General features: G+C 65.0%; 11 protein-coding genes. 7 read left to right on the top strand and 4 right to left on the bottom strand.

All coding sequences use genetic code 11. The annotated features are described in order from the left end of the window. Positions 1 to 227 precede the first annotated feature (227 nt). Entirely contained in the window at positions 228 to 638 is a 411-nt protein-coding gene (locus BJ982_RS13550) for a DUF2000 family protein (protein WP_184880079.1), read from the top strand. 27 nt (positions 639 to 665) lie between these two features. Here the strand turns inward: BJ982_RS13550 and BJ982_RS13545 are convergent, their stop codons facing one another. The 3 genes from BJ982_RS13545 to BJ982_RS13535 all read right to left on the bottom strand — a co-directional run bounded on the left by BJ982_RS13545 (position 666) and on the right by BJ982_RS13535 (position 10,092). Beyond that, on the bottom strand, positions 666 to 1,223 hold the full coding sequence (locus tag BJ982_RS13545) for a hypothetical protein (RefSeq protein ID WP_184880077.1): 558 nt from the start codon (positions 1,221 to 1,223) through the stop codon (positions 666 to 668). A 29-nt stretch (positions 1,224 to 1,252) separates the two neighbouring features. Next, positions 1,253 to 9,361, bottom strand: a complete 8,109-nt coding sequence (locus BJ982_RS13540; RefSeq protein WP_184880076.1) for a polymorphic toxin-type HINT domain-containing protein — start codon at positions 9,359 to 9,361, stop codon at positions 1,253 to 1,255. Between the two features lie 335 nt (positions 9,362 to 9,696). Further along, positions 9,697 to 10,092: an SSI family serine proteinase inhibitor gene (locus BJ982_RS13535; protein WP_184880074.1), complete on the bottom strand. Its 396-nt coding sequence runs from the start codon at positions 10,090 to 10,092 to the stop codon at positions 9,697 to 9,699. A gap of 493 nt (positions 10,093 to 10,585) precedes the next feature. Between BJ982_RS13535 and BJ982_RS13530 the strand changes: the two genes are divergently transcribed. The 6 genes from BJ982_RS13530 (at position 10,586) to BJ982_RS13505 (ending at position 20,505) form a co-directional block, all read left to right on the top strand. Continuing rightward, the gene (locus BJ982_RS13530) at positions 10,586 to 12,094 is read left to right on the top strand and encodes a trypsin-like serine peptidase (RefSeq protein ID WP_184880072.1); all 1,509 of its coding nucleotides are present in this window, start codon (positions 10,586 to 10,588) and stop codon (positions 12,092 to 12,094) included. A gap of 194 nt (positions 12,095 to 12,288) precedes the next feature. Further along, positions 12,289 to 13,473, top strand: a complete 1,185-nt coding sequence (locus BJ982_RS13525; RefSeq protein ID WP_184880070.1) for a trypsin-like serine peptidase — start codon at positions 12,289 to 12,291, stop codon at positions 13,471 to 13,473. Positions 13,474 to 14,036: 563 nt separating this feature from the next. Further along, positions 14,037 to 15,596, top strand: a complete 1,560-nt coding sequence (locus BJ982_RS13520; protein ID WP_311772272.1) for a trypsin-like serine peptidase — start codon at positions 14,037 to 14,039, stop codon at positions 15,594 to 15,596. A 532-nt stretch (positions 15,597 to 16,128) separates the two neighbouring features. Continuing rightward, positions 16,129 to 17,664, top strand: coding sequence for a trypsin-like serine peptidase (locus tag BJ982_RS13515; RefSeq protein WP_260413764.1), 1,536 nt, complete (start codon positions 16,129 to 16,131; stop codon positions 17,662 to 17,664). Positions 17,665 to 18,028: 364 nt separating this feature from the next. Next, positions 18,029 to 19,126 carry a trypsin-like serine peptidase gene (locus tag BJ982_RS13510; protein WP_239123774.1) on the top strand — a complete coding sequence of 366 codons (1,098 nt, stop codon included), beginning with the start codon at positions 18,029 to 18,031 and terminating at the stop codon, positions 19,124 to 19,126. A 302-nt stretch (positions 19,127 to 19,428) separates the two neighbouring features. Next, a complete protein-coding gene (locus BJ982_RS13505) occupies positions 19,429 to 20,505 on the top strand; it encodes a trypsin-like serine peptidase (protein ID WP_184880066.1) in 1,077 nt (358 codons plus the stop codon). A 165-nt stretch (positions 20,506 to 20,670) separates the two neighbouring features. Here the strand turns inward: BJ982_RS13505 and BJ982_RS13500 are convergent, their stop codons facing one another. Further along, a complete protein-coding gene (locus BJ982_RS13500; RefSeq protein WP_184880065.1) occupies positions 20,671 to 21,861 on the bottom strand; it encodes an NAD(P)-dependent malic enzyme in 1,191 nt (396 codons plus the stop codon). Between the last annotated feature and the right edge of the window lie 276 nt (positions 21,862 to 22,137).

The following is a 22,137-nucleotide window of genomic DNA, read 5'->3' as shown; positions in this document are numbered from 1 at the left end:
TCCCCCATCACCCCATTGTGCTGACTCCGTACAGCCAACCCGGACAAGCGGAGAACAGGAGTACGACCGACTCGGCGAAGGAGCGAACGAGCTGCGACGGACCACGGCGAGCACGCTCAGCGAAGGGCCGCGGCCAGGCTGGTGAAAGCGGGCGCGCCCGAGGACACACCACCCCTGCGCACCTCCGTACAAGACCGTCCCCCGCCCGCGGCGACACGCTGACCCCCATGCGTTTCGACACCAAGATCGCCATCATCGTCCGAGAGGACCTGGCCACCTGGCAGAAGCTGAACGTGACGGCCTTCCTGGCCGGCGCCATAGCCGCGAGCACCGAAGACATCATCGGCGAGCCCTACAAGGACGCCGACGACAACACCTACCTCCCCATGATCCGCCAGCCCATCCTCATCTACGCCGCCACCCCCGAAGCCCTGACCCGCACCCACGCCCAGGCCCTAACCCGAAAGATCCCCACAGCCCTCTACATAAAAGACATGTTCAAAACAGCCCACGACACCGCCAACCGCGCCACCGTCCAAGCCCACCCCGCCGACTCCCTCCCCTTGGTAGGCCTAGCCCTCTACGGCCCCCGCAATCTTGTCGACAAAACTCTCAAGGGTCTGTCCCTGCACTCTTGACTGTTCTCGAAAACTACATATCGGCGTCTAATGGCCACCAGAGTCTTCGTGATTCTCAGCCCAGAGCTCTTCAGCGACTTCAAGGGCGTCGCACGCCGCGCCGCGCCGCCTTCCCTTGGATGTCGCAGCTTCCCGCTCCAGTATGGGCACGGTCACCCTGGTGATCTCGCCCATGCTGCCAAGAAGGAGCATCGCATAGGTATACGCTTCATCAGACATGTCCGCCAGCGAGGCATCGATCAGCTCGACACTGTGCAGGATGCGAGATCGACAGTAATCCTCGATATCCCACTCACAGCCTTCGATCGACACGGTTCTTCCGTATGAGGCGCCGCGAAATATCTCGTGTAGCAACAACCAGGCGTTCTCTGTGATCTCCGAATTAGTGCTCAACTCTTGCAGGATGACATCCGTGGCGGCAGCGGCAGAGGAATATAGATCCCCCTGATTCACCACACGCGTGCATAGCGCACGAAAGGCATCCTCCCGTTCGGCGTGCGTCCCGTTGAGCAGGGCGGAGAGGAGTGCAGGTACGGCAGAGCCGTCACCGTTGAGCACGGCGAGTTCCCTCCATACCCACTTCATCGGTTCCTCCTCACCGCCCCGCTCGCACGTTACCACCTTCGATCAGGAGGCACCTGGCTCGGATCGATTCGACTCCGGCATCTATCGCAGAAGTCAGCGTCTTTCATCGAGTCCGGATGCCCGGGGTGACCGTATCGGAGATTCCGCGGATCGGATCCATTCGATACCGCATCATCTCGGCCGACATCCTCTGCACAGAAATCACCGGCACCCGACCGCTTCTTCCCTACCACGACTCGTCCGGTCACACAATCGACCACACCCACGAGCATCACATGTTTGCGACGTTGGGTTTTGGACATTCTTTCCCGCTCTTCGTCTCTCGCCCGATCGGCAAGCGCGAAACACTCTTCATCGGTAAGCGGATCGTCATTGTGAACAAGGACGGCTCGACCGCCTACCACTACATGATAGGTGTGCAGCCCGCTGACGGTGAGGTTGTGGACGCGCCGGTGCGTAGTCGAGACCTTGACGGAGGTGATCTGGACCCAAGTGCCGGCGCTGGTTTGGAGCCACATGCCGGGCTTGAGTTCGCCAGCGGTCAGCCACTTGCGGAGCTTCGGCACCCAGAAGGGGTGGCCGTCGGTGGCGGTGAGGGTGTCGGTCGCGGCGCCCCTGTCGCCGTCGATATCGACGGTGATACGCACTAGGCGTTTGGTCCCCTCGCCGGTGATCAGCGTGACGACCGGTTTGGCGTCGGTCACCCCGGCCTCGGGGTCGGTGGCCAGGACGCGATCCCCGACCTTGACGTCCTCGATCCGCTTACGAGAGCCGTCCGCCATCAGGACGAGGGTCCCGCTGACGAAGCTGTTCGGGTTACAGCTTTCGCCGCCGCCCGGCGGAATGCCGGAAGGTAGGTCGGGAGCGGCGTCGTCGATGATCTGGTCGACGATGTCATCGGGCTGGGTCGTGGGGTCGACCAGGTCTATGAGGTCCTCGATGTCGTCGACGACATCGCGCTTGCCGCCCTTGGGGCTGATCGGCGTGACGCTGTTACGGCACGCGTTCGTGCGGCACAGGTCCGGCAGGTTGTCGATATCGTCGTAACGTTCTTCCTTCGACTTCTTCGGCTTCGGCTTCTTGCCGCCGCCGTACTCATGGTTGGCGTTGTTCTTACACTGCGGTTTCTTGGCGTTCCCGGCCTTCTGGCAGAACTGCCCCGCCTTATCGGTATTCTTCTCTGATTTGCTGTTCTTAGGACACTTCGTCCCTGTGCAGTTGCCCTTGGTCTTCTTGGTAGCCGGCGGGTTCTTCACACTCTTCGGATTGTTGCGCGATCCGGAGCGCGGCGCCTTGACCTTTCTGGTCTCGTCCTGCCGCTTGGTCCTCCTATTGGGCGGAGGCTTCTTATGGTTCCGCATCTCCCGCTTCTCGGCGGTAGTGCGATCCCGGTCGTTCGCCGGCGGCTTGCGCCGGTTGCGCATCTGCTTCTTCTCGTCCTGGACGGAGTCGCCGCTACGCTCGTCTCTCTTCCGCTTCTTGTACCGTTTGTAGCTCTTCTCCCGCTCCCTCTGCTTGTCCAACTGTTCACGGTCGTAGCGGCGACCCCTCTCATGGATCTGCCGGAGTTCCTTGTTGGTCTTGGCATAGGCACCCACCGGCATCTGCACCGGAGGCCCCTTGGGGCCCGAACCTTTGTCTGGGAAGTTGCCGGAGGAGTCGGTGTCGCCCAACGGGTCGCCGTTGACGTAGGGATACCGGTTGAGGTTGCTCGACGGGTCGGGGTTCAGGGTCACGGAGTCACGCGAGGCGAAACCACCGGTGCCAGGGAGGTACCAACGAGCGTGCATGTTGATCTTGCCGGTATCAGGGTCGGTGTACTCTCCCTGATAACCGAGCGCTCGCGGGCTCCCCACGCGATGGGTGACCTCGCCGAAGGGGCTATAGGCGACGGAATCGACCAAGGCCGTACCGGAGAAGGTGGCGACGACGTCGTCGTGGACGTCCGACATCACACCGGCCGCCTGCCCTCCCTCGTGCACGCTGATCAGCGCGCCGAAGGGATCGCGCCCGTACTTCGCCTGAACGACGCCCGCCCCGTCAGTGATCTGGGCGACGTCGTTCGCGAGCCCCGAATATACGAACCGCTGCTCCGTCCCGCCTTTCACCCGCGAGGCCAGACGGCCCAGGGCATCGTAGGAGTAGGTGGCGTCCCCGTCGCTGACCATCCGGTCGAAAGCGTCGAACACCAGAGTGCGCGTCCCCGCGCTCGTCGTCTCGCTGTCGAGGGTGCCCCGCGCGGAATAGGCGTACGTGGTCCCCGCGCCTGACAGCAGCCGGTTGCGCTGGTCGTAGAGGAAGTCCTGAGTCCCCGCGCGCGTGCGGTTCCCAGAGGCGTCCCAGGTATAGGGGGTCGTCGCACCCCCCGGGGCCGTCCATGATGTCAGCCGGCCGGCTCGGTCGTACCCATAGGTGTTGGCGCCTGCCCCCGCGGTTCCGGTGGTGGTCTTCGAGGTGAGGTGGTCGTCCTTGTCCCAGCCGTATGTGATCTTGGCGAGCTCGGTTCCGGCGCTGTTCTTCAGCGCGTGGGTCTTCAGCCGGTCCAAGCCGTCATAGCCGAAGGTCTGTGTGGTGGCCGGACTGGCCGAGATGAGGGACGTGAGCCGGTCCGCGTCGTCGTAGCCGTAGGTGAAGCTCCTGCCCGAGACGGGATCCGCCGCGGTCGCCAGGCGGTCGTTGCCGTCCCACGTGAAGGCGGCGGTTCCGGTGGCGTCCACTCGCTGGGTCGGGTTGCCCAGCGCGTCATAGGCGAAGGCCGCGACCTGGCCGCTCGGTTTGGAGACCTTCGTCAGATGATCGCGATCGTTGTATTCAAGGGTGTAGTCGCCAACCGCGGTAAGACGTCCGGCGAGGTCGTATCCGTACACACGCTCAGGAGTCGCCACCGGCGCGCCGGACCCCGTCTCCCGCACCACTCTGCCGAGCCGGTCGAATTCGCGGTCGATCCGCACCCCGCCCGGTTGCAGGGTGGCCACCTCGTTGCCCGCGATGTCGTACACGTTCGTCCACGTGCGGTCCTGCAGATCCGGGTACGCCGAGGTCTCCGGTTCGACGACGGACTCGATGAAACCGAGGGTGTTGTAGGTCGTCCGCACCGTGTTGCCACGGCCGTCCGTGGTGCGCGTCAGGGCGCCCGTCGCGTCGTATCCGTAGGTCGTGGTGATCTGCTCGGAGGCCGATACCGGCTCGACCAGCCTGGTCAGCAGTCCCGTCGGGTCGTACTCCCGCGTGGTGACGAACCCCTCTGCCGAGGTGCTGAAGATCACATTGGAGTCCGCGTCGTACTCGCGGCCGAACGAGCGCAGGATCGCGCCGGTGTCGTCGAGGTGCTTCGCGGTAGTCGGCCGTCCGGCGAGGTCGTACTCCGTCACGGAGGCGTTGCCGAGCGGATCAGTGCCCTTCACGGCGCGCCCGGCGAGGTCGTAGGCGAAGACGGAGAACTTGCCCAGCGGGTTCGTCTCCCGCGTCACCTCACCAGCGGCATTGACCACGAAGCCGGTTACTTTGTTGCCCGGCGCTGTCTCCTTCGTCAGATAGCCGGCGTCATCGAATTCGTAGGCGGTGGTGTGCGCGGCGCTAGTGGGCCTTCTCTCTATCTCCGTCGAAGTGATCGGGCGCCCGAGATCGTCATACGTGGACTGGACACGTGCACCGGTGGGATCTACCAGGGCCAGCACCTCGCCCGCGAGATCGTACTCCGTGACCCATGCGCCTCTGGCTTGCTCTTCGACAGGGGCCGGATCGGTGACGCGGATCTGCCTGCCGAGCGCGTCATGCTCGACCGTGGTGACGAAACCACGCTCATCGGTGAGAGACGTCAGCCGTCCGGCGGGATCGTAGGCGTAGCTCACTCGGGGCGTGACCGCAGTGCCCCCAGGAGGCGTGTAGGCGGGAGCCACCACAGAGGTGACCCGGTCCACTCTGTCGAAGTTGGTGGTATAGGTACGGCCTTCGGAGTCGACCACGTGCGTCTGCCTGCTAGCACTGTCGTAGCCGTACTTCGTCGTCGGCCGCGCGGTGGTGGTCCCACTGGTGCTCTCCACCGAGACCTGTGGGGCCTTGTGTTCCACCAGGCGACCCGTCATGTCGTAACGGAAGTCGCTGGTGAAATCCGCGGAGTTCACGCCGGGAGCGTTGCCGCGCGGGCTCGTCCTCGCGGTGACCAGTCCCCTGTCATCGATGCTCCACGTCGTGACGATGTCGTGGTCGCCGTTGTCCACCGTGCTTCGGACGACCTGGTCGAGCTCGTTGTAGGCCAGCTCGGTCACCTCGACGCGAGAGCTCCCGGCGCCCGTGGCTGTGACTCTGGTGACGTTGGCGTTGGCGTCATAGGCATATGCCAGCCGCCGATTGAGCGACGAGGGATCGAACGCCTCGGAAGTAAGGCGTCCAGCGGCGTCGTAGACGTAGTCCGTGGTGGCCTTGCCGCCACCCGTAACCTGCCGCGTGAGGTAACCCGCCGCATCGTAGGTGTCGGATTCGAGTACCACGTCCCGGGGAGTCGCCGAACCGTTGAGCCGCACGTCATCGGCGTAAGCCGTCCACAAACGGTCGTCCCCGTAGTAGGTGTACGACACCTTGCGGCCCATCACGTCCACCTGAGTGGCGACCCGGCCTTCCGGGTCATAGGAGTACGACTCCAGGACCACATCCTGAGGAGGTTGTGGCGCGACCGGGCTGCCGGTCCAGTTCTTGATCGTCCTGGAGGCCAGCTCACCACGCGGCGTGTAGGCATAGTGGAACACGACGCCCAGTTCGTCGGTGACGCTGGTTCGCGCTCCGGTGTGGTCCCACGCGTACCCGACCACCGCGCCCTCGGGACCTGTGACGGTCTCGACGCGACCGTAATCGTCGTACGTGTAGGTGATCTTTCGTTCCGGATCCCCGCCGGTGAGGTCCACGACGGAGTCGGTCAACCTGTTACCGTCGGCGTCGTAGGTGCGACGTACTTCCGCGGTGTGCGTCACGTTCGTGACCTCGTTACGCACGCCGGCGCCCGTCTGCGCGATGAGGCGGCTCAGCCCGTCGTAGGTGAAGGCCGTGGTCACGCCCGAGGGATGGGCGTCCGAGACCTCGACGCTGGTGGAGGGCCTGCCGATCGCATCGAAGGTATACCGGTTCACCAGCCCAGCAGGAGTCGTGTGCTCGGCGAGGTCGCCGGCCGCCGTGTACTTATAGAAGGTCTCGTTGCCCTTTGCGTCCTTCTCCGACTTCAGCAGGCCCGCCGGCGTCGTGCCTCCGCCCGCCGCCGGTTCCGTGCCGTCGGTGTATGCATAGGTCAGGGAACGGCCGTTGGGAAAGTCCGAAGTGGCCGGTCCTGTTTCCTTGGTGAGGTCGCCGTAGGTGTTGTACTCCCACTTGGTGGCGTAGGTGTCGTCGGTGGCCGAAGAGGACCTGGCGTCACGGTGGACCAGCAACTGGTCGTTGCGCGGGTCGAACACATCGTTCGTGTTGACGTAGTAGGCGAAGTGCTCCGTCTGACAAGAACCGGCTGTACGGCAGGTTTTACGCCCGATTAGGTTTCCGCGCTCGTCGTGGAACCTCTCGGTGGTATTGCCGTTCCTGTCGATGACGCTGTTGAGGTATCCACCCGTGTCATACAGGTAGTAGGTGTCCTCGTGTCTCTGGTCTTCCGACTTGACGAGGCGATAACCGCGCCAGGCGTCGTGGTCGTAGATCAGTGTCCCGTTGTGCGGATCGGTCACCGTCACGGTGGAAATGCCCGTGCCGGCGTTATAGACGGGCGCGCCGAGCTGCCACGTGCCGCCGTGCTGATCGGTGTGGGTCTTCAGGCGGTCCGTTCCGGCGTCGTAGACGTTCTGGGCCCAGACCCTGCCCGACGGCAAGGTGACTCGGGTGAGCTTGTGGGGCACCTCGGCTCTGGCCTGGAAGTGAGCCTGGATCTCCGCAGGAGTGAGCGGTTTGTCGTACAGGGCGATCTCGTCCAAGCTTCCCCTGAAGGGGAAGCTGACGGCCCAACTCGAAGAAGTCGGAGTGCTGGGCCAGGATCCGGTGGTGACCATTCCGTTGCCGACGCGTGCGAATTCTCGCCAGAAATTCTGCCCGCCGAAGTCCAGCGTGCCGACCAACGCGCCATCGAGATAGAGCTTGGTAGACGTCTCCGTCGAGGTGACCACCACGTGCCGCCACTGCCCGTTGTTCACCGGCGCCGAGGTGGTGATGGGTGAGATGACGATGTCTTCCGTCTCGGGATCGACGGGGGTTTCCACCTGGGCGCGGAGCTTACCGTCGAGCCCGACGTACAAGAGGGGCGCTTCAGTGATGTAGGTGCCGGACAACAGCACGCCGGATTGCGTGGTCTTGAACCATGTCTCGAACGAGAGATCATCGCCCAGGCGAGGCAGCACATTGGCCGGCAGTTCCAGTTGCCCGCCATTGAAGGACGCCGAGGTGTCCGAGGTGCCCCCGAGGGCACCTGTACCGCCGAGGGTCACGCCGTCGTATTCGGCGTTTCCCGCGCCCCAGCCGAGATCGGCGGCCCAGGTGCCGCTGCTTTCCCCCAGGCGCCAGTAGCCGTTGGGGTCTGAATCCAGGACGGTGCTGCGGTACTGAGAGCCGGTGCCGTACGCGTAGGACACGCAGTTGGGCTGCTGGACCGGCGAGCATACGGCGGTGAGCTTGTTGCCTTCATAGGTGTAGGTCCAGGTCAGCGCCGTGCTGTTCACCGGGTCGGTCGACACCGACGCGACGTGTGCGCCGCTCCAGGTGAAGTGGAGGGACCTCCCGCCCGTCCCGGTCACCGTCACGAGCTTGCCACCCGGGCCGTAAGCAAGGGTTTGCGCACGGTTGCGGTTGTCGGTGACCTGCGTGAGCCGTCCTTGCGCGTCGAAGAGGTAAGACGTCGAAGACTTGTCCATCAATCGCCATCCACCTCCGAGCGCCTCGGCGAGCGTGGCGTGGACTCCGGAAGGCGGCTGGAAGGTGCCATCGCCCTTGGCGGCGAACCTGACCTGCTGGCCGTCCGGATAGGTGATCAGCAGCGTGTCGACGTCCGCGGCGGACTCCAGGGACGCCTTCATGTCCCACCGGGTGGACCAGCCGGCACCGAAGATGCCGTCGTTTCGCGGATCCATGCTGTTGTAGGACCGCACGACCGACAGCGGAGGCCCGGCAGTCGGGACGGAAGCGTCGGTGAAGGTGGTGGTGTAGTTGCCCGCGAGCTGGTGGAACTCCTGGCCGTTCACCCCTTGCGCGGAGAGCTGAGACGTGAGCACCGGCTGCCGGACTCCCACGACGAAGCTCTGGGTCCTCTCCGTGGTGGAGTCGTCGAACCGATCCTTCGCAGTCACCCGCCACCAATATTGCTTTCCCCAGGCCAGGAATCCGACCGGCACCCGCCATCTGCCCTCTTCCAGTAGATATCCGGAAGAAACACATCCGGGGTCGGACATGCCCGCGTGCCGGCATACGGTGAATGAGTAGTCAATGGCGTAGGTTCCGTTGTTGCTGCGCGCGTACGCCATCAGAAGAGGAGTCAGGCTGTCGACCATGACCTGGTCGTCGGGCGCGGCGTCAACGATTGTGGGAGGATGCGCAGGGGTCGAGCATTCTCCCCAGTATTCCCAGTATGTCGAGGACATGGAGGGGGCGTTGCCGGCCGGGACGGAACGCGTGGCGCGCCATTTCTTGGTCTGGTAGACGACGACGGTGAACTGCGTATAAGACCTCGTGGAGCTGTAATCCGTGTAACCATCGCAGGACGAGGCCATGGCGATTCGACCTAGTTCCTCAGCGCGGGCCACACCGGATCCCATGGCGGCCGGGGGTGGCGCGCGGGCCGACTTGCCGGGCTTGGACACGGTCGTCGAGCGATACTCTCGATCGTCTCGCGGCAGAGCGCCCTTAGGCACGCGATTCACGCGGGCCGGCCCCACGGATTCCATATCATCGTCATCGGCATGATTCGGTTGTGTCGCGGAAGTGTCGACCATGTGCGCCAGACCCGCGGCGGATCCCGACATCTGGCGGGGCGGATCCACAGTGACTTGTGCCAGGAGCGGCCGGGCCGAACTCGACGGTACATCCAGGGCCAGCAATCCCGGAATGGCGACGACGAGAATAAAGGCGCGCCAGAACGAGCGCATAGAAGTTTTTGCTCGCCCGAGGAGTCGTCGCATGCCGAACCGGCCTCCCAACGTCGTCTGCCATAAGTCTTGACCTGGGCGAATGATTCCGTGACGGCCGGATTCATCGGAGAAATGACGGCGTCGCGCTCGCACAGGGCAAATCGACTGGAACGTAACTCGGCTCGGCTCATCAGGCAAGTGTGATCAAGATCACAATAACGATCTACAATACAAATTGACAAGTTTGTCAATAACACCGATCGACCCACGCGCGCACGCAGCGTAAGGAATAATGGGACATCCCGAAAGAGCTGAACATGGTGCTGGGCCCGACATCGGTGTCGGACCCAGCACCATGCGTGCGATAGGCCTCGCGAGCGAGGAAATCAGAAGTCGAAGACGGCCCCGGTGGTGGCGCGGAGTTCGCAGGGGTTGCCGAAGGTGCGTTCGACGGTGTGGTGGTGGTTGTCCCACATGCCTACGGCGGAGATGGTGACGGGGTCGTAGTTCTTGGGGCAGGCGGTGTTGCGGGAGACGTGGAGTTCGGAGATGTCTCCGTGGACCTGGTCGAGGAGGCGGCAGGCGTCGGAGGCGTGGGGGTGGGTACCGCCGGCGGGGCCGCACTGGAGGAGGGCGACGCGGTCGAACGGGGAGACCGACTCGCCTCGGGCGATCGTGAGCAGGTACACGCGGCTGATGCCCTTCGCGTGGGGGCGCCAGGTGACGGCGTGGGCGGCCGGCCCGCCGGGGAGCGGCCTCGGGATCGACGGAGTCGATGTCATGGTGGCGGGCGTCCGCGTCACGGCGGCGGCCGCTGATGTCACGGCGGCCGCTGATGTCACGGTGGCCGGCGCTGCCGGCAGAGTGGCGGAAGCCGATGTGACGGTGACAGGCAGAGGGGACGCGTGGGCGGGCAACGCAGACAGGAAGGCAACGGTCGCGGAGAGGGTCGCGGAGAGGGCCGCGAGGAGGGGCCGGCGGATCGGGGTGGTGGACGGACGGTGCATGTGGAATCCCCTATCTAGCAGGACGTCGAGCGCTCGCCGCCCCTCTCACCTGTGCCTTCTTTGATCAAGTGCTCGAACCCCGCCGGATGAGCAAGATTCGACGTACCAGTTATCTCTCCGGTTCCCCCGGTTTCATAACAAGCAGATAACAGACCGCCACATTTGTCCGGTTTGGCCACTTGCGCCAAGATCGCCGGAGTACGGTCGTTGGGTCTCTTTACGTACGCATGGGTCCTTCCCGGGCATCCCATGACATAGAAGGAGCTCAATGAACACCCGAGCAAAGCGCCTGATTCTCCCTCTCGGTGGTGCTCTCATCGCCACCGGCATGATCGGCGCGACCCTCGCCCCCTCCGCCAGCGCGCAGACCAAGCCGGCCCCGGTGAAGTCGGGCAAGCTGGCGAACAGCGGGACCGACGCGAAGGCCATCGCGGGGTCCTGGACGCCCAGCAAGCTCAAGGCGGCGAAGAGCTACCTCGAGGACTCCTCGCTCTCCGGCAAGATGAAGGCGAGCACGCGCAAGGCCTCCGCCGACGGCAAGGCCGGCGCGATCGCCCCGCAGGGCGCCGGCGGCAAGACCGCGGGCAAGTCGAAGAACGTGAACCTCCCCACGAACGTGGGCAAGGTGTTCTTCCAGGTCGACGGCAAGCCGTACTGGTGCTCCGGCACCTCGATCCAGTCGAAGTACCACAACCTCGTCGCGACCGCCGGTCACTGTGTCTACGACACCGACAAGAACAAGTACGTCGACAACTTCGTCTTCATCCCGGGCTACTACCAGGGCAAGGCGCCGTGGGGCGTCTACGTGGGCGCGAAGGTCAACCTGCACACCGACTTCTCGGTGTACGAGGACTACGACTACGACTACGCCTTCGTCAACGTCTACAACGGCGTCAAGCAGACCGGCGAGAAGATCGTCGACAAGACCACCTACGACGCCTACAAGGGTCCGAAGTGGGCGAACGACGTGGAGATCACCAAGGACGAGTACCAGAAGAAGTACGACGAGAAGGGCGGTGAGACCGCGGACGCGTGGTCGAAGAGCACCGGCTCCGAGGTCGTCCTTCCCTGGGGCACCAAGGGTGGCAAGAAGGTACTCAAGGAAGTCACCAAGGACGAGTACGACAAGGCCCCCGCGGCGAACGCCAAGGTGAACTACGCCAAGGCCCCGCGCAAGACCTCCACGGAGATCGTGGACGAGGTCACGTACAACAACTACAAGGGCCCCGGGTACAAGAAGATCGTCGACTCGGCGTACACCATCACCCACTACTTCGTGAAGTACTGGGTGAAGCAGACGACGAACGTCAAGTACTACAAGACCGTCTTCCACATCAGGACGTTCCAGGACGCGGGCCGCCTCGGCGACAACGTCGGCGGCCAGGGCTTCAGCTGGAACCGGAGCACGAAGTCGAAGTTCTTCAGCTTCGGCTACCCGACCTCCGCGCACCTGGACGGGGACAAGGTCTACACCGGCGAGACCATGAAGTGGTGCTACGGCCAGGCGGGCCCCGCCCCGGCCGTCGCCAAGTACAAGGCGGAAGAGCAGCTGGCCATCAAGTGCGCCTTCACGCCCGGTGCCACCGGCGGTCCTTGGCTGATCCAGTACTCGAACGCCAAGCGGACCGGCTACGTCAACGGCGTCGTGAGCCTGACTCTCGACACCGACGGCAACAAGCGGTACGACCGCATCACGACGCCGTACTTCAACAGCGACACCTACGGTGTCTACAAGTACGCGGCGAACCTGTGGACCGGGAAGCTTACGACGAGCTGACGTGATCCACGGCATGGTAGGAGGCCCGGGCCCGTGCCCGGCCTCCTACCGGCCCCTGCCGCCACGGCGATCGACGAGACGTCCGATAACGAACTGAACCCAGGTCGGCCAAGCCAGGTGCGTGAAATGTGGTTGATCTGGAAAAATCGCCCTTCACTATTGTCTTCACACTTCTGACCCCCGGAAGGTATGAAATGCCACCCCGAGCGAAGCGGATCGCGCTCACGCTCTGCGGCGCGCTCGCGTCCGCGTGTGCGGTCCTGTCCGCCGGCGTGGTGCCTGCCGGGGCGTCGGCCACGTACCAGGCCGCGGCGCCCGAGGGCATCACGTCCGTCCCCCTCGCGCAGAGCGACGCCGACATGCAGAAGGTCGTGGAGTGGTGGACCCCCGACCGCCTGAAGAACGCCAACAGCTACGCGCTGAGGACGGCGGCCTCGGGAACGAGCGGCACGAGCGGTTCCGCCCCCGCCATGTCACCGGCCGCCGCCGGCGCCACCGACCACATCAAGACACCGCTCGGCAAGACCTCGGCCCTGACGGGTTCCACTCCCCCGAAGACGGTGGCACGGCTCACCAACTCCAAGAACGTGAACCTCCCGCCGACCGTGGGGAAGGTGTTCTTCCGCAACGGTGACAACGAGTACTGGTGCTCGGCGTCGTCCGTGCACGCCAAATACGGCAACATCGTCGCCACGGCAGGCCATTGCGCCTTCGACGTCAAGAACGGCAAGCCGGTCCAGTACTGGATATTCATTCCCTCCTACACCGGCAACGGCGCGACGCCGTACGGCATCTACGTCGGGCACACCCTCCACCTCAACGAGAAGTACGCGGTCACCGGTGACTTCGACTTCGACTACGCGTTCGTGACGGTCCACGACGGCTACCGGTGGGAACCGGACCTGGACGCGAACCGGCAGCTCAAGAAGGACGCCAAGGGGCAGCCGGTCTACAAGAGGGTGCGAACCGGACGGCTGGAGGACCGCGTCGGCGGGCAGGGCTTCGCGTGGAACCGGGGGTACACGGTCGCGGCGTACGCGTTCGGGTATCCGGCCGGCCCGCACCCGAACGGCACCCGTCCCTACACGGGCAGGACGATGGAATCCTGTGCGACGAAGGCGACGAGCAAGATCGCCTCGCCGAAGTGGGAGCTGAACAACGGCGTCCTCCTCAAAAGGTGCGCGTTCACGGCGGGGGCCAGCGGAGGCCCGTGGCTCATCGCCTACAGCCCCACCCGCCGGATCGGCTACCTCAACGGCGTGAACAGCCTGACGTGGGACCTGGACGGCGACGGCCGGAACGACGGCATCTCCTCCCCCCTGTTCAACACGGCGACGTACCTGGTGTACTCCTACGCCGCCCGGGAGAAGACGACCTAACGGCTCCGCGACACGTGACGAAGAACACAGAGGGCCCGGCAGGTGATGCCGGGCCCTCTTTCGTGTCGCCCTGCGTCCACGCGGCGACGGACGGTCGAGCAATTTGGGACGTACGACGGTTTCGCCCTGCTTCGGGAGACATCTCCGATAGATGAGCTTTGGCGCGTTCCTGGCGGCCTGCCCACCCCTGAATGAAGGGTTGACGAGGCGTAGACCCCCATGTGAGGCCGTTAGACGTAGCGGGAGGGCGGATCGGCTCCCTCGAAGTGGTGTGATCTGCATCACATAGGACCCGACACCCAGAGCGACGATCCGATTACCCCTTTTTTGTCACGCAAGTACCTCACGCCCCACGATCAGGGCGAACAGTGAGCCGGACTCGCGTCGGACCGGTCCAGAACCGCGGCCACAAAAGGTCACGGAACGGCCACGGGCTCCCGAAGATCCAGAAGACCCCTGATTTGGGATGTCATCACCAAGATCTTCTCTGTATCTTTTCGGCTATCCCTTTACTGACGCATGGAACGCATGACGCGTTCCACGACAGCCCAAGGAGTTCCCTCGTGAACACCCGCGTGAAGCGTCTCGCCCTCCCCCTCGGTGGGGCGATCGCCGCCACCAGCATGATCGGCGCGACCCTGGTCACCTCGGCCAACGCCGCCGCTGCTCCGGCCAAGAAGACGGTTTCCCTGGCGTCCGCCAGCGAGGCCCGCAACATCGCCGGCTTCTGGACCGCCAACGGCGGCGCCAACCTGAAGGCCGCCGCGCAGTACACCGACAACGCTCAGGTGTCCGGCAAGGTCAAGCTCGGTGGTGGCGACGCCGCCCCCGACGGCAAGGCCGGCGTGGTCCCGCCGATCGGCCAGGAGAAGGTCACCCCGACCAAGGTCAAGAACGTCAACCTGCCGAAGACCATCGGCAAGGTGTTCTTCACGGTGGGTGACAAGGAGTACTGGTGCTCCGCGTCCTCCATCCAGAGCAAGTACCACAACCTGGTCTCCACCGCCGGGCACTGCGTGTTCGACGAGGGCATCCAGAACGGCGCTCTGGACAACTGGGTGTTCATCCCGGGCTACTACCAGGGCAAGGCTCCCTGGGGCATCTACGTCGGTAAGGCCGCGTACACCCACTACGACCTCGCGGTGTACGAGGACTTCGACAGCGACTACGCCTTCGTGACCGTTTACAACGGCATCGCGGTCGGCGGCGTCAAGGCCGTCTCCAAGGAGGCCTACGACGCGTGGAACGGCTACAAGTTCGTTGACGAGAAGGAAATCTCCGTCGAGGAGTACCAGAAGCTCGTCGACGAGTTCGGCGCCGACAAGGCTCCGGTCCGGACCGAGGCCCCCGAGACCGTGAAGGTCGTGCCCTGGAAGACGCCGTACAGCTCCAAGGTGAAGGTCCTCTACAAGGAAGTCACCAAGGACGAGTACACCAAGGCTCCGGCCTGGAACAGCGACGAGAACTTCTCGCAGTCGAAGTTCAAGAGCTTCCCCTTCGTCAAGGCCGACATCGTGACGAAGGAGGCGTACGACGCCTACAGCGGCCCGGGCTACAAGAAGATCGTTGACGGCGCCTACACCATCGAGCACTACTTCCTGAAGTACAAGGCCGAGGTCACCGCGGGCGTCAAGTACTTCAAGCTGACCTACGTCGTCGAGTACTACAAGGACGCGGGTCGCCTGGGCGACAACGTCGGTGGCCAGGGCTTCACCTGGAACCAGAAGGTCGGCCAGCCGGTCTACATCTTCGGTTACCCGGCGGCTCCGCACCCCGACGGCGACAAGGCCTTCACGGGCTACACGCCGAAGTGGTGCTACGGCAAGACCTTCGCGGCGGCCCCCGCCGCGGCGTTCAAGGCCGAGGCCCAGATCGGCCTGAAGTGCTCCATGACCGCCGGCTCCTCCGGTGGCCCCTGGATCCTGAAGTACAGCAGCACCAAGCGTCTCGGCTACATCAACGGTGTCACCAGCCTCATCGGCGACGCCGACGCCAACGGCCGCATCGACTTCAGCACCTCGCCGTACTTCGACAGCGAGACCTACGCGATCTACAAGTCGGCCGCCAACCTGTGGTCCGGCTCGATCGTCGCCAAGGACGGCAGCCTGGTGCAGAAGGCCTAAGTCTGGCCTCGCATGACGTTCTAGTTCGCTAGGACACGGTTCCACCCGCAGGACCCGGCACTCGTGCCGGGTCCTGTCGGCGTTTACGGGGGCATCGGACAGGGCCGGCCCCTCGCGGGGGCCGCCCACGGGAGCTCGCGGAAGGGCCGGAGGCGAGCGCGGGCCGCACTGGGCGCGTCACCGCCCGTGAAATCGGGCGCATTTAGACGCAGCAGCGGCCGTTTCGGCTCCACTGGACCAGTGTGATGTAGGTCACATTCAAGATGAACACGGGGCGGGGCCGACCCCCTGAGTCACATAAGGCTCACAGCGTAGTCAACCCCGCTGATCTGCAACGAGTCAGACACTTCACGATCGGCGCGCATGACACGACGCGCTCACCAAATGGTTACGAAGAGATCACGCTAGGGCGAGGGTAAAAAATCCGCTCGAATGCCGCACACAGCCCAAGATCAACTCTGTATCTTCCTAGCTATCCCTTTACTGACGCATGGGACGCCGATTGCGTTCCACGACAGCCCAAGGAGTTTCCTTGAACACCCGAGTCAAGCGTCTCGCCCTGCCCCTGGGTGGCGCCATCGCCGCCACCAGCATGATCGGCGCCACTCTGGTCACCTCGGCCAACGCCGCCACCGCGCCGGCCAAGAAGACGGTCTCCCTGGCGTCCGCCAGTGAGGCCAAGAAGATCAGCAACTACTGGACCGCCAACAGCGGGGCGAACCTGAAGGCCGCCACCCAGTACACCGACGACAGCCAGGTCTCAGGCAAGGTCAAGCTCGGCGGCGGTGACGCGGCTCCCGACGGCAAGGCCGGCGTCGTTCCCCCGATCGGCCAGGAGAAGGTCACCCCGACCAAGGTCAAGAACGTCAACCTGCCGAAGACCATCGGCAAGGTGTTCTTCACCGTGGGTGACAAGGAGTACTGGTGCTCCGCGTCCTCCATCCAGAGCAAGTACCACAACCTGGTCTCCACCGCCGGGCACTGCGTGTTCGACGAGGGCATCCAGAACGGCGCTCTGGACAACTGGGTGTTCATCCCGGGCTACTACCAGGGCAAGGCTCCCTGGGGCATCTACGTCGGTAAGGCCGCGTACACGCACTACGACTTCGCCGTGTACGAGGACTTCGACAGCGACTACGCCTTCGTGACCGTCTACAACGGCATCTCCTACGCCGGGCAGAAGGAAGTCACCAAGAAGACCTACGACGCCTGGAACGGCGACAAGAAGTCCTTCGAGGTTGAGATCAAGGAGGACGAGTACAAGAAGCTGAAGGACGCGTACGGCGACGACGCTCCGGTCTCCGTCAAGGACACCGGGACCGAGCACATCGTTCCTTGGGGCACCGAGGGTGGCGTGACCTCCTACAAGGAAGTCACCAAGGAGGAGTACACCAAGGCTCCCGACGACAAGTCCGGCAAGAACTTCCAGCAGGCTCCTGACAAGAAGTACACCGAGATCGTCAACGAGGAGACCTACAACGCCTACAACGGTCCGGGCGAGAAGCTGCTCCAGGACCACGCGTACACCATCACGCACTACTACCTGGCGTACAAGGTCAAGAAGACCCCGTCGCTGAAGTACTACAAGACGGTCTACGTCATCTTCTACCTCAAGGACGCGGGTCGTCTCGGCGACAACGTCGGTGGCCAGGGCTTCACCTGGAACCAGAAGATCGGCCAGCCGGTCTACATCTTCGGCTACCCGGCGGCTCCGCACCCCGACGGCGACAAGGCCTTCACGGGCTACACGCCGAAGTGGTGCTACGGCAAGACCTTCGCCGCCAAGCCCGCCGCGGCGTTCAAGGCCGAGGCTCAGATCGGTCTGAAGTGCTCCATGACCGCCGGCTCCTCCGGTGGCCCGTGGCTCCTGAAGTACAGCAGCACCAAGCGTCTCGGCTACGTCAACGGTGTCACCAGCCTCATCGGCGACGCCGACGCCAACGGCCGCATCGACTTCAGCACCTCGCCGTACTTCGACAGCGAGACCTACGCGATCTACAAGGCCGCGGCCAACCTGTGGTCCGGCTCGATCGTCGAGAAGGACGGCTCCCTGGTCACCAAGGCCTGAGCCAACCTGATCGACGTCCTGGTTCGCTAGGACAGGTTCACCCGCAGGACCCGGCACTCGTGCCGGGTCCTGCGGCGTTTGACGGCGAGGCTTCAACGGCTCTTGAAGTGATTTACCTCACAGCAAGACCATGATCAGCCGTTCCGGCCGCTCGTATATCCGGGGTTTTGGACCGATTCCACCAGTGCGACTGTGACTGGCGCGGGTGTCCCGAACACCTGCGGCACGACGGCGCCCGGCCCGGAAGAGCGCCTCGCCGACGTGGCTTCTGACCCGTTACTCATGGTCAGACCTATAGGTTCGTACTGCCCCTTATGGGACTAGTGAGGCAGGAGTTACTCCTGCGGCAGGACAAGGAGTCTCAGTGAACACCCGAGTCAAGCGCTTCGTGCTTCCCCTTGGTGGCGCGGTGATCGCCACCGGCATGATCGCGGCAACCCTCACCACCTCCGCGACGGCCGCCACCACGGCCGCCGCTCCCGCTTCCGACGGCCTGGCCACGAGCAAGGCGCAGGCCCTGAAGACCGTGAAGGCGTGGACCGCCGGCAACGGCAAGCGCCTCAAGGCCGCCGCCAAGTTCACCGACGACGCGGCCGTGCAGGGCAAGATCAAGCTCGGTGGCGGTGACGCGGCCCCCGACGGCAAGACCGGGGTCGTCCCCCCGATCGGCCAGGAGAAGATCACCCCGACCAAGGTGAAGAACGTCAACCTGCCGCGCACCATCGGCAAGGTGTTCTTCCGCCTGGACGGCAAGGACTACTGGTGCTCGGCCTCCTCCATCCAGGGCAAGTACCGCAACCTGGTGGCCACCGCCGGTCACTGCGTCTACGACGTGGACGGCAACCGCGACACCCTCGACGAGTGGGTGTTCATCCCGGGCTACTACCAGGGCAAGGCCCCCTGGGGCATCTACGTCGGCAAGTCGGCTTACACGCACTACGACTTCGCCAACTACGAGGACTTCGACAGCGACTACGCCTTCGTCACCGTCTACAACGGTGTGACGGCGGCGAGCTGGAACTCCCCCAAGTGGGTGGACGCCGGGCGCCTCGGTGACAACGTCGGCGGCCAGGGCTTCAGCTGGAACCAGCGGATCGGCCAGCTCGTGTACGCCTTCGGCTACCCCGCGGGCCCGCACCCCGACGGCGACATGCCCTACACCGGCCTCACGCCGAAGTACTGCTACGGCAAGACCGTCGCCGCGGGCGCCGCGAGCGCGTTCAAGGCCGAGGCGCAGGTCGCCATCAAGTGCTCGATGACCGCCGGCTCGTCGGGCGGCCCCTGGATCGCCCAGTACAGCAGCACCAAGCGTCTCGGTTACATCAACGGCGTGACGAGCCTGGTCGGCGACTCCGACGGCAACCAGCGCTACGACTTCGCGACCTCGCCGTACTTCGACAGCGAGACCTACGCGATCTACAAGGCCGCGGCCAACCTGTGGTCGGGTTCGATCACCAAGTGAACCACGCGGTCCGGGGCGGGGCACCCATGAGGTGAGGGCTCCGGGCGACGTTCTCAGGGCCCGGCTTCGGCCGGGCCCTTTCGCGTCAAGGAGCGCGACCGGCCCGCCGGATGCTTACAGATCTCACATTTCAACCTCACCCAGAGGTGAGGTTTCCCTGACATCAGCCACCCGTTACTGCCCATATGTCCACTAATGTCGGTTTTCACATATGGCGGAGGTAAAGAAGCCGCATAGGCTCGAAGTCATCCCTTTGGGACCCATGGGTCATAAGTGATGAACCATGGAAGACAAGGAGTTATATGACAATCCGAGCCAAGCACCTCACCCTCCCGCTGGGCGCCGCCGTCACCGCCACCGGTCTGATCGGCGCCGCTCTCACCTCGTCCGCCGAGGCCCAGGCCAAGCCTCAGCCGACGAACGTCTCCCTCGCCTCCAGCAAGGGCAAGGCGAACGACACCGCCAAGTTCTGGAGCGCGAACGGCGGCCGGCAGCTCAAGGCCGCCACCCGTTACTCCAACGACACCGCGGTCAAGGGCAAGGTCAAGTTCGGCGGCAGCGACGCGGCCCCGGACGGCAAGACCGGCACCGTCCCGCCGATCGGGCAGGAGAAGGTCAAGCCGACCAAGGTCAAGAACGTCAACCTGCCGCGCACGATCGGCAAGGTGTTCTTCCGGGTCAACGGCAAGCCGTACTGGTGCTCGGCCTCGTCGGTCCAGAGCAAGTACCACAACCTGGTCGCGACGGCCGGTCACTGCGTCTACAACACCGACCTCAACCGCGAGACGCTGGACCGCTGGGTGTTCATCCCCGGCTACTACCAGGGCAAGGCCCCCTGGGGCATCTACGTCGGCAAGTCCGCCTACACCCACTACGACCTCGCGGTGTACGAGGACTACGACAGCGACTACGCCTTCGTCACCGTCTACAACGGCATCGACGCGCGGACCTGGAAGGACGCCGGGCGCCTCGGCGACAACGTCGGTGGCCAGGGCTTCGCGTGGAACCAGAAGATCGGCCGTCCGGTCTACGTCTTCGGTTACCCGGCGGGCCCGCACCCCGACGGTGACAGGCCCTACACGGGCGTCACGCCGAAGTGGTGCTACGGCAAGACCAAGCCCGCGGGCGTCGTGGCCGCCTACAAGGCCGAGGCGCAGATCGCCGTCAAGTGCTCCATGACGGCGGGCGCGGCCGGCGCTCCGTGGATCGACGGCTACAGCAGCACCAAGCGGCTCGGCTACATCAACGGCGTGACGAGCCTGCTCGGCGACTCCGACGGCAACGGCAGGTACGACTTCAGCAGCTCGCCGTACTTCGACGGCGAGACCTACGCGGTGTACCGCAAGGCCGCCAACATGTGGTCCGGTTCCATCCGCTGACCTCATCCCGGCGACATCGACATCCCGGCGACACAGCGGGGCCCGGCCACCAGGCCGGGCCCCGCTCGGCGTCTCACGGACCTCACGCGGCGGGAGCGAGCCGGGCGTGTCGGAGTTGTCCTATATATAGGACTTCGTGAGCCACGGCGGCGGAACCGCGGGCGCCTACCTGCGGGCGACGCCGTCCAGCCGGGCCTGGTGGGCCACGGCCGAGGCCACCGCGGGGGCGACGCGCTGGTCGAACGGGCTCGGGATGATGTAGTCGGCCGAGAGGTGCTCGCCGACGACCTCGGCGAGCGCGTCGGCCGCGGCGACCTTCATGGACTCGGTGATGGTGGAGGCCCGGACGTCGAGGGCGCCGCGGAACACGCCGGGGAAGGCGAGCACGTTGTTGATCTGGTTGGGGAAGTCGGAGCGGCCGGTCGCCACCACGCGCGCGTGCCGCCGGGCGACCTCGGGGAGGACCTCGGGCGTGGGGTTGGACAGGGCGAACACGATCGCGTCGCCCGCCATGGAGGCCACGGCGCCCTCGGGGAGGGTGGAGCCGGACAGGCCGACGAAGACGTCCGCCCCGGCCAGGGCCTCCTCAGTGGAGCCGGTGTAGCCGCCGCGGTTGGTGACCTCGGCCAGCGCCTGCTTGGACGGGTTCAGCCCTTCGCGGCCCTGGTAGATCATGCCCTTGGAGTCGGACACGGCGATGTCGCCGATGCCGGCGTTGAGCAGCATCCTGGTCACCGCCACGCCGGAGGCGCCGGCGCCCGCCACCACCGCGCGCAGGTCACCGAGCGAGCGGCCGGTCACGCGGGCGGCGTTGCGCAGGGCGGCCGTCACGACAATGGCCGTGCCGTGCTGGTCGTCGTGGAAGACGGGGATCGAGAGCCGCTCGCGCAGCCGCTCCTCGACCTCGAAGCAGCGGGGCGCGCTGATGTCCTCCAGGTTGATGCCGCCGAAGGAGGGCGCGAGCCGGACGACGGTCTCCACCAGGGCGTCCACGTCGGTGCAGTCGAGGCAGATCGGCACGGCGTCGACGCCGGCGAACTCCTTGAACAGCAGCGCCTTGCCCTCCATGACGGGCATGGCGGCGGCCGGGCCGATGTCGCCGAGGCCGAGCACGGCCGTGCCGTCGGAGACCACCGCCACGGTGCCGCCGACCCAGGTGTAGTCGTTGACCAGGTCGGGCTGGTCGGCGATGGCGGTGCACACGCGGGCCACGCCCGGCGTGTAGGCGAGCGAGAGGTCGTCCGCGTCACGGACGGGAATGGTGGAACGCACCTCGATCTTGCCGCCGCGGTGCACGGCGAAGACCGGATCGACGTCGAGGGATTCGAGAGAAGCGGAGAACGGCGTGACTGCCACAGCGACCCCTGTGTGTAAGGACGGATTCCTTCGGTGAACGCCGCGGGCAGGCGAGGGCCCAGGCTTCTGTAGCCGCCCGGATACCGTCGCCGTTGACGGTCGTCTCGTGAGGGGGTACGGGGGTCACCCGTTGCTCGATTGTGCCATACGGAACGCCGCCCGCCGGTGTCGGCTGCGCCACAGAAGAGCGCGCGGTCGCCCGCCGGCACCGGATTCCACCTAGCTATATAGCTGCGTCATTCCCCCTAACTGCACATACCCGGGGCGAAGCCCGCA

This window comes from Sphaerisporangium siamense, from assembly GCF_014205275.1.
GTDB classification, from domain to species: domain Bacteria; phylum Actinomycetota; class Actinomycetes; order Streptosporangiales; family Streptosporangiaceae; genus Sphaerisporangium; species Sphaerisporangium siamense.
The sequence above is the reverse complement of the archived record's forward strand: the minus strand, read 5'-3'. Positions and strand labels throughout refer to the sequence as shown.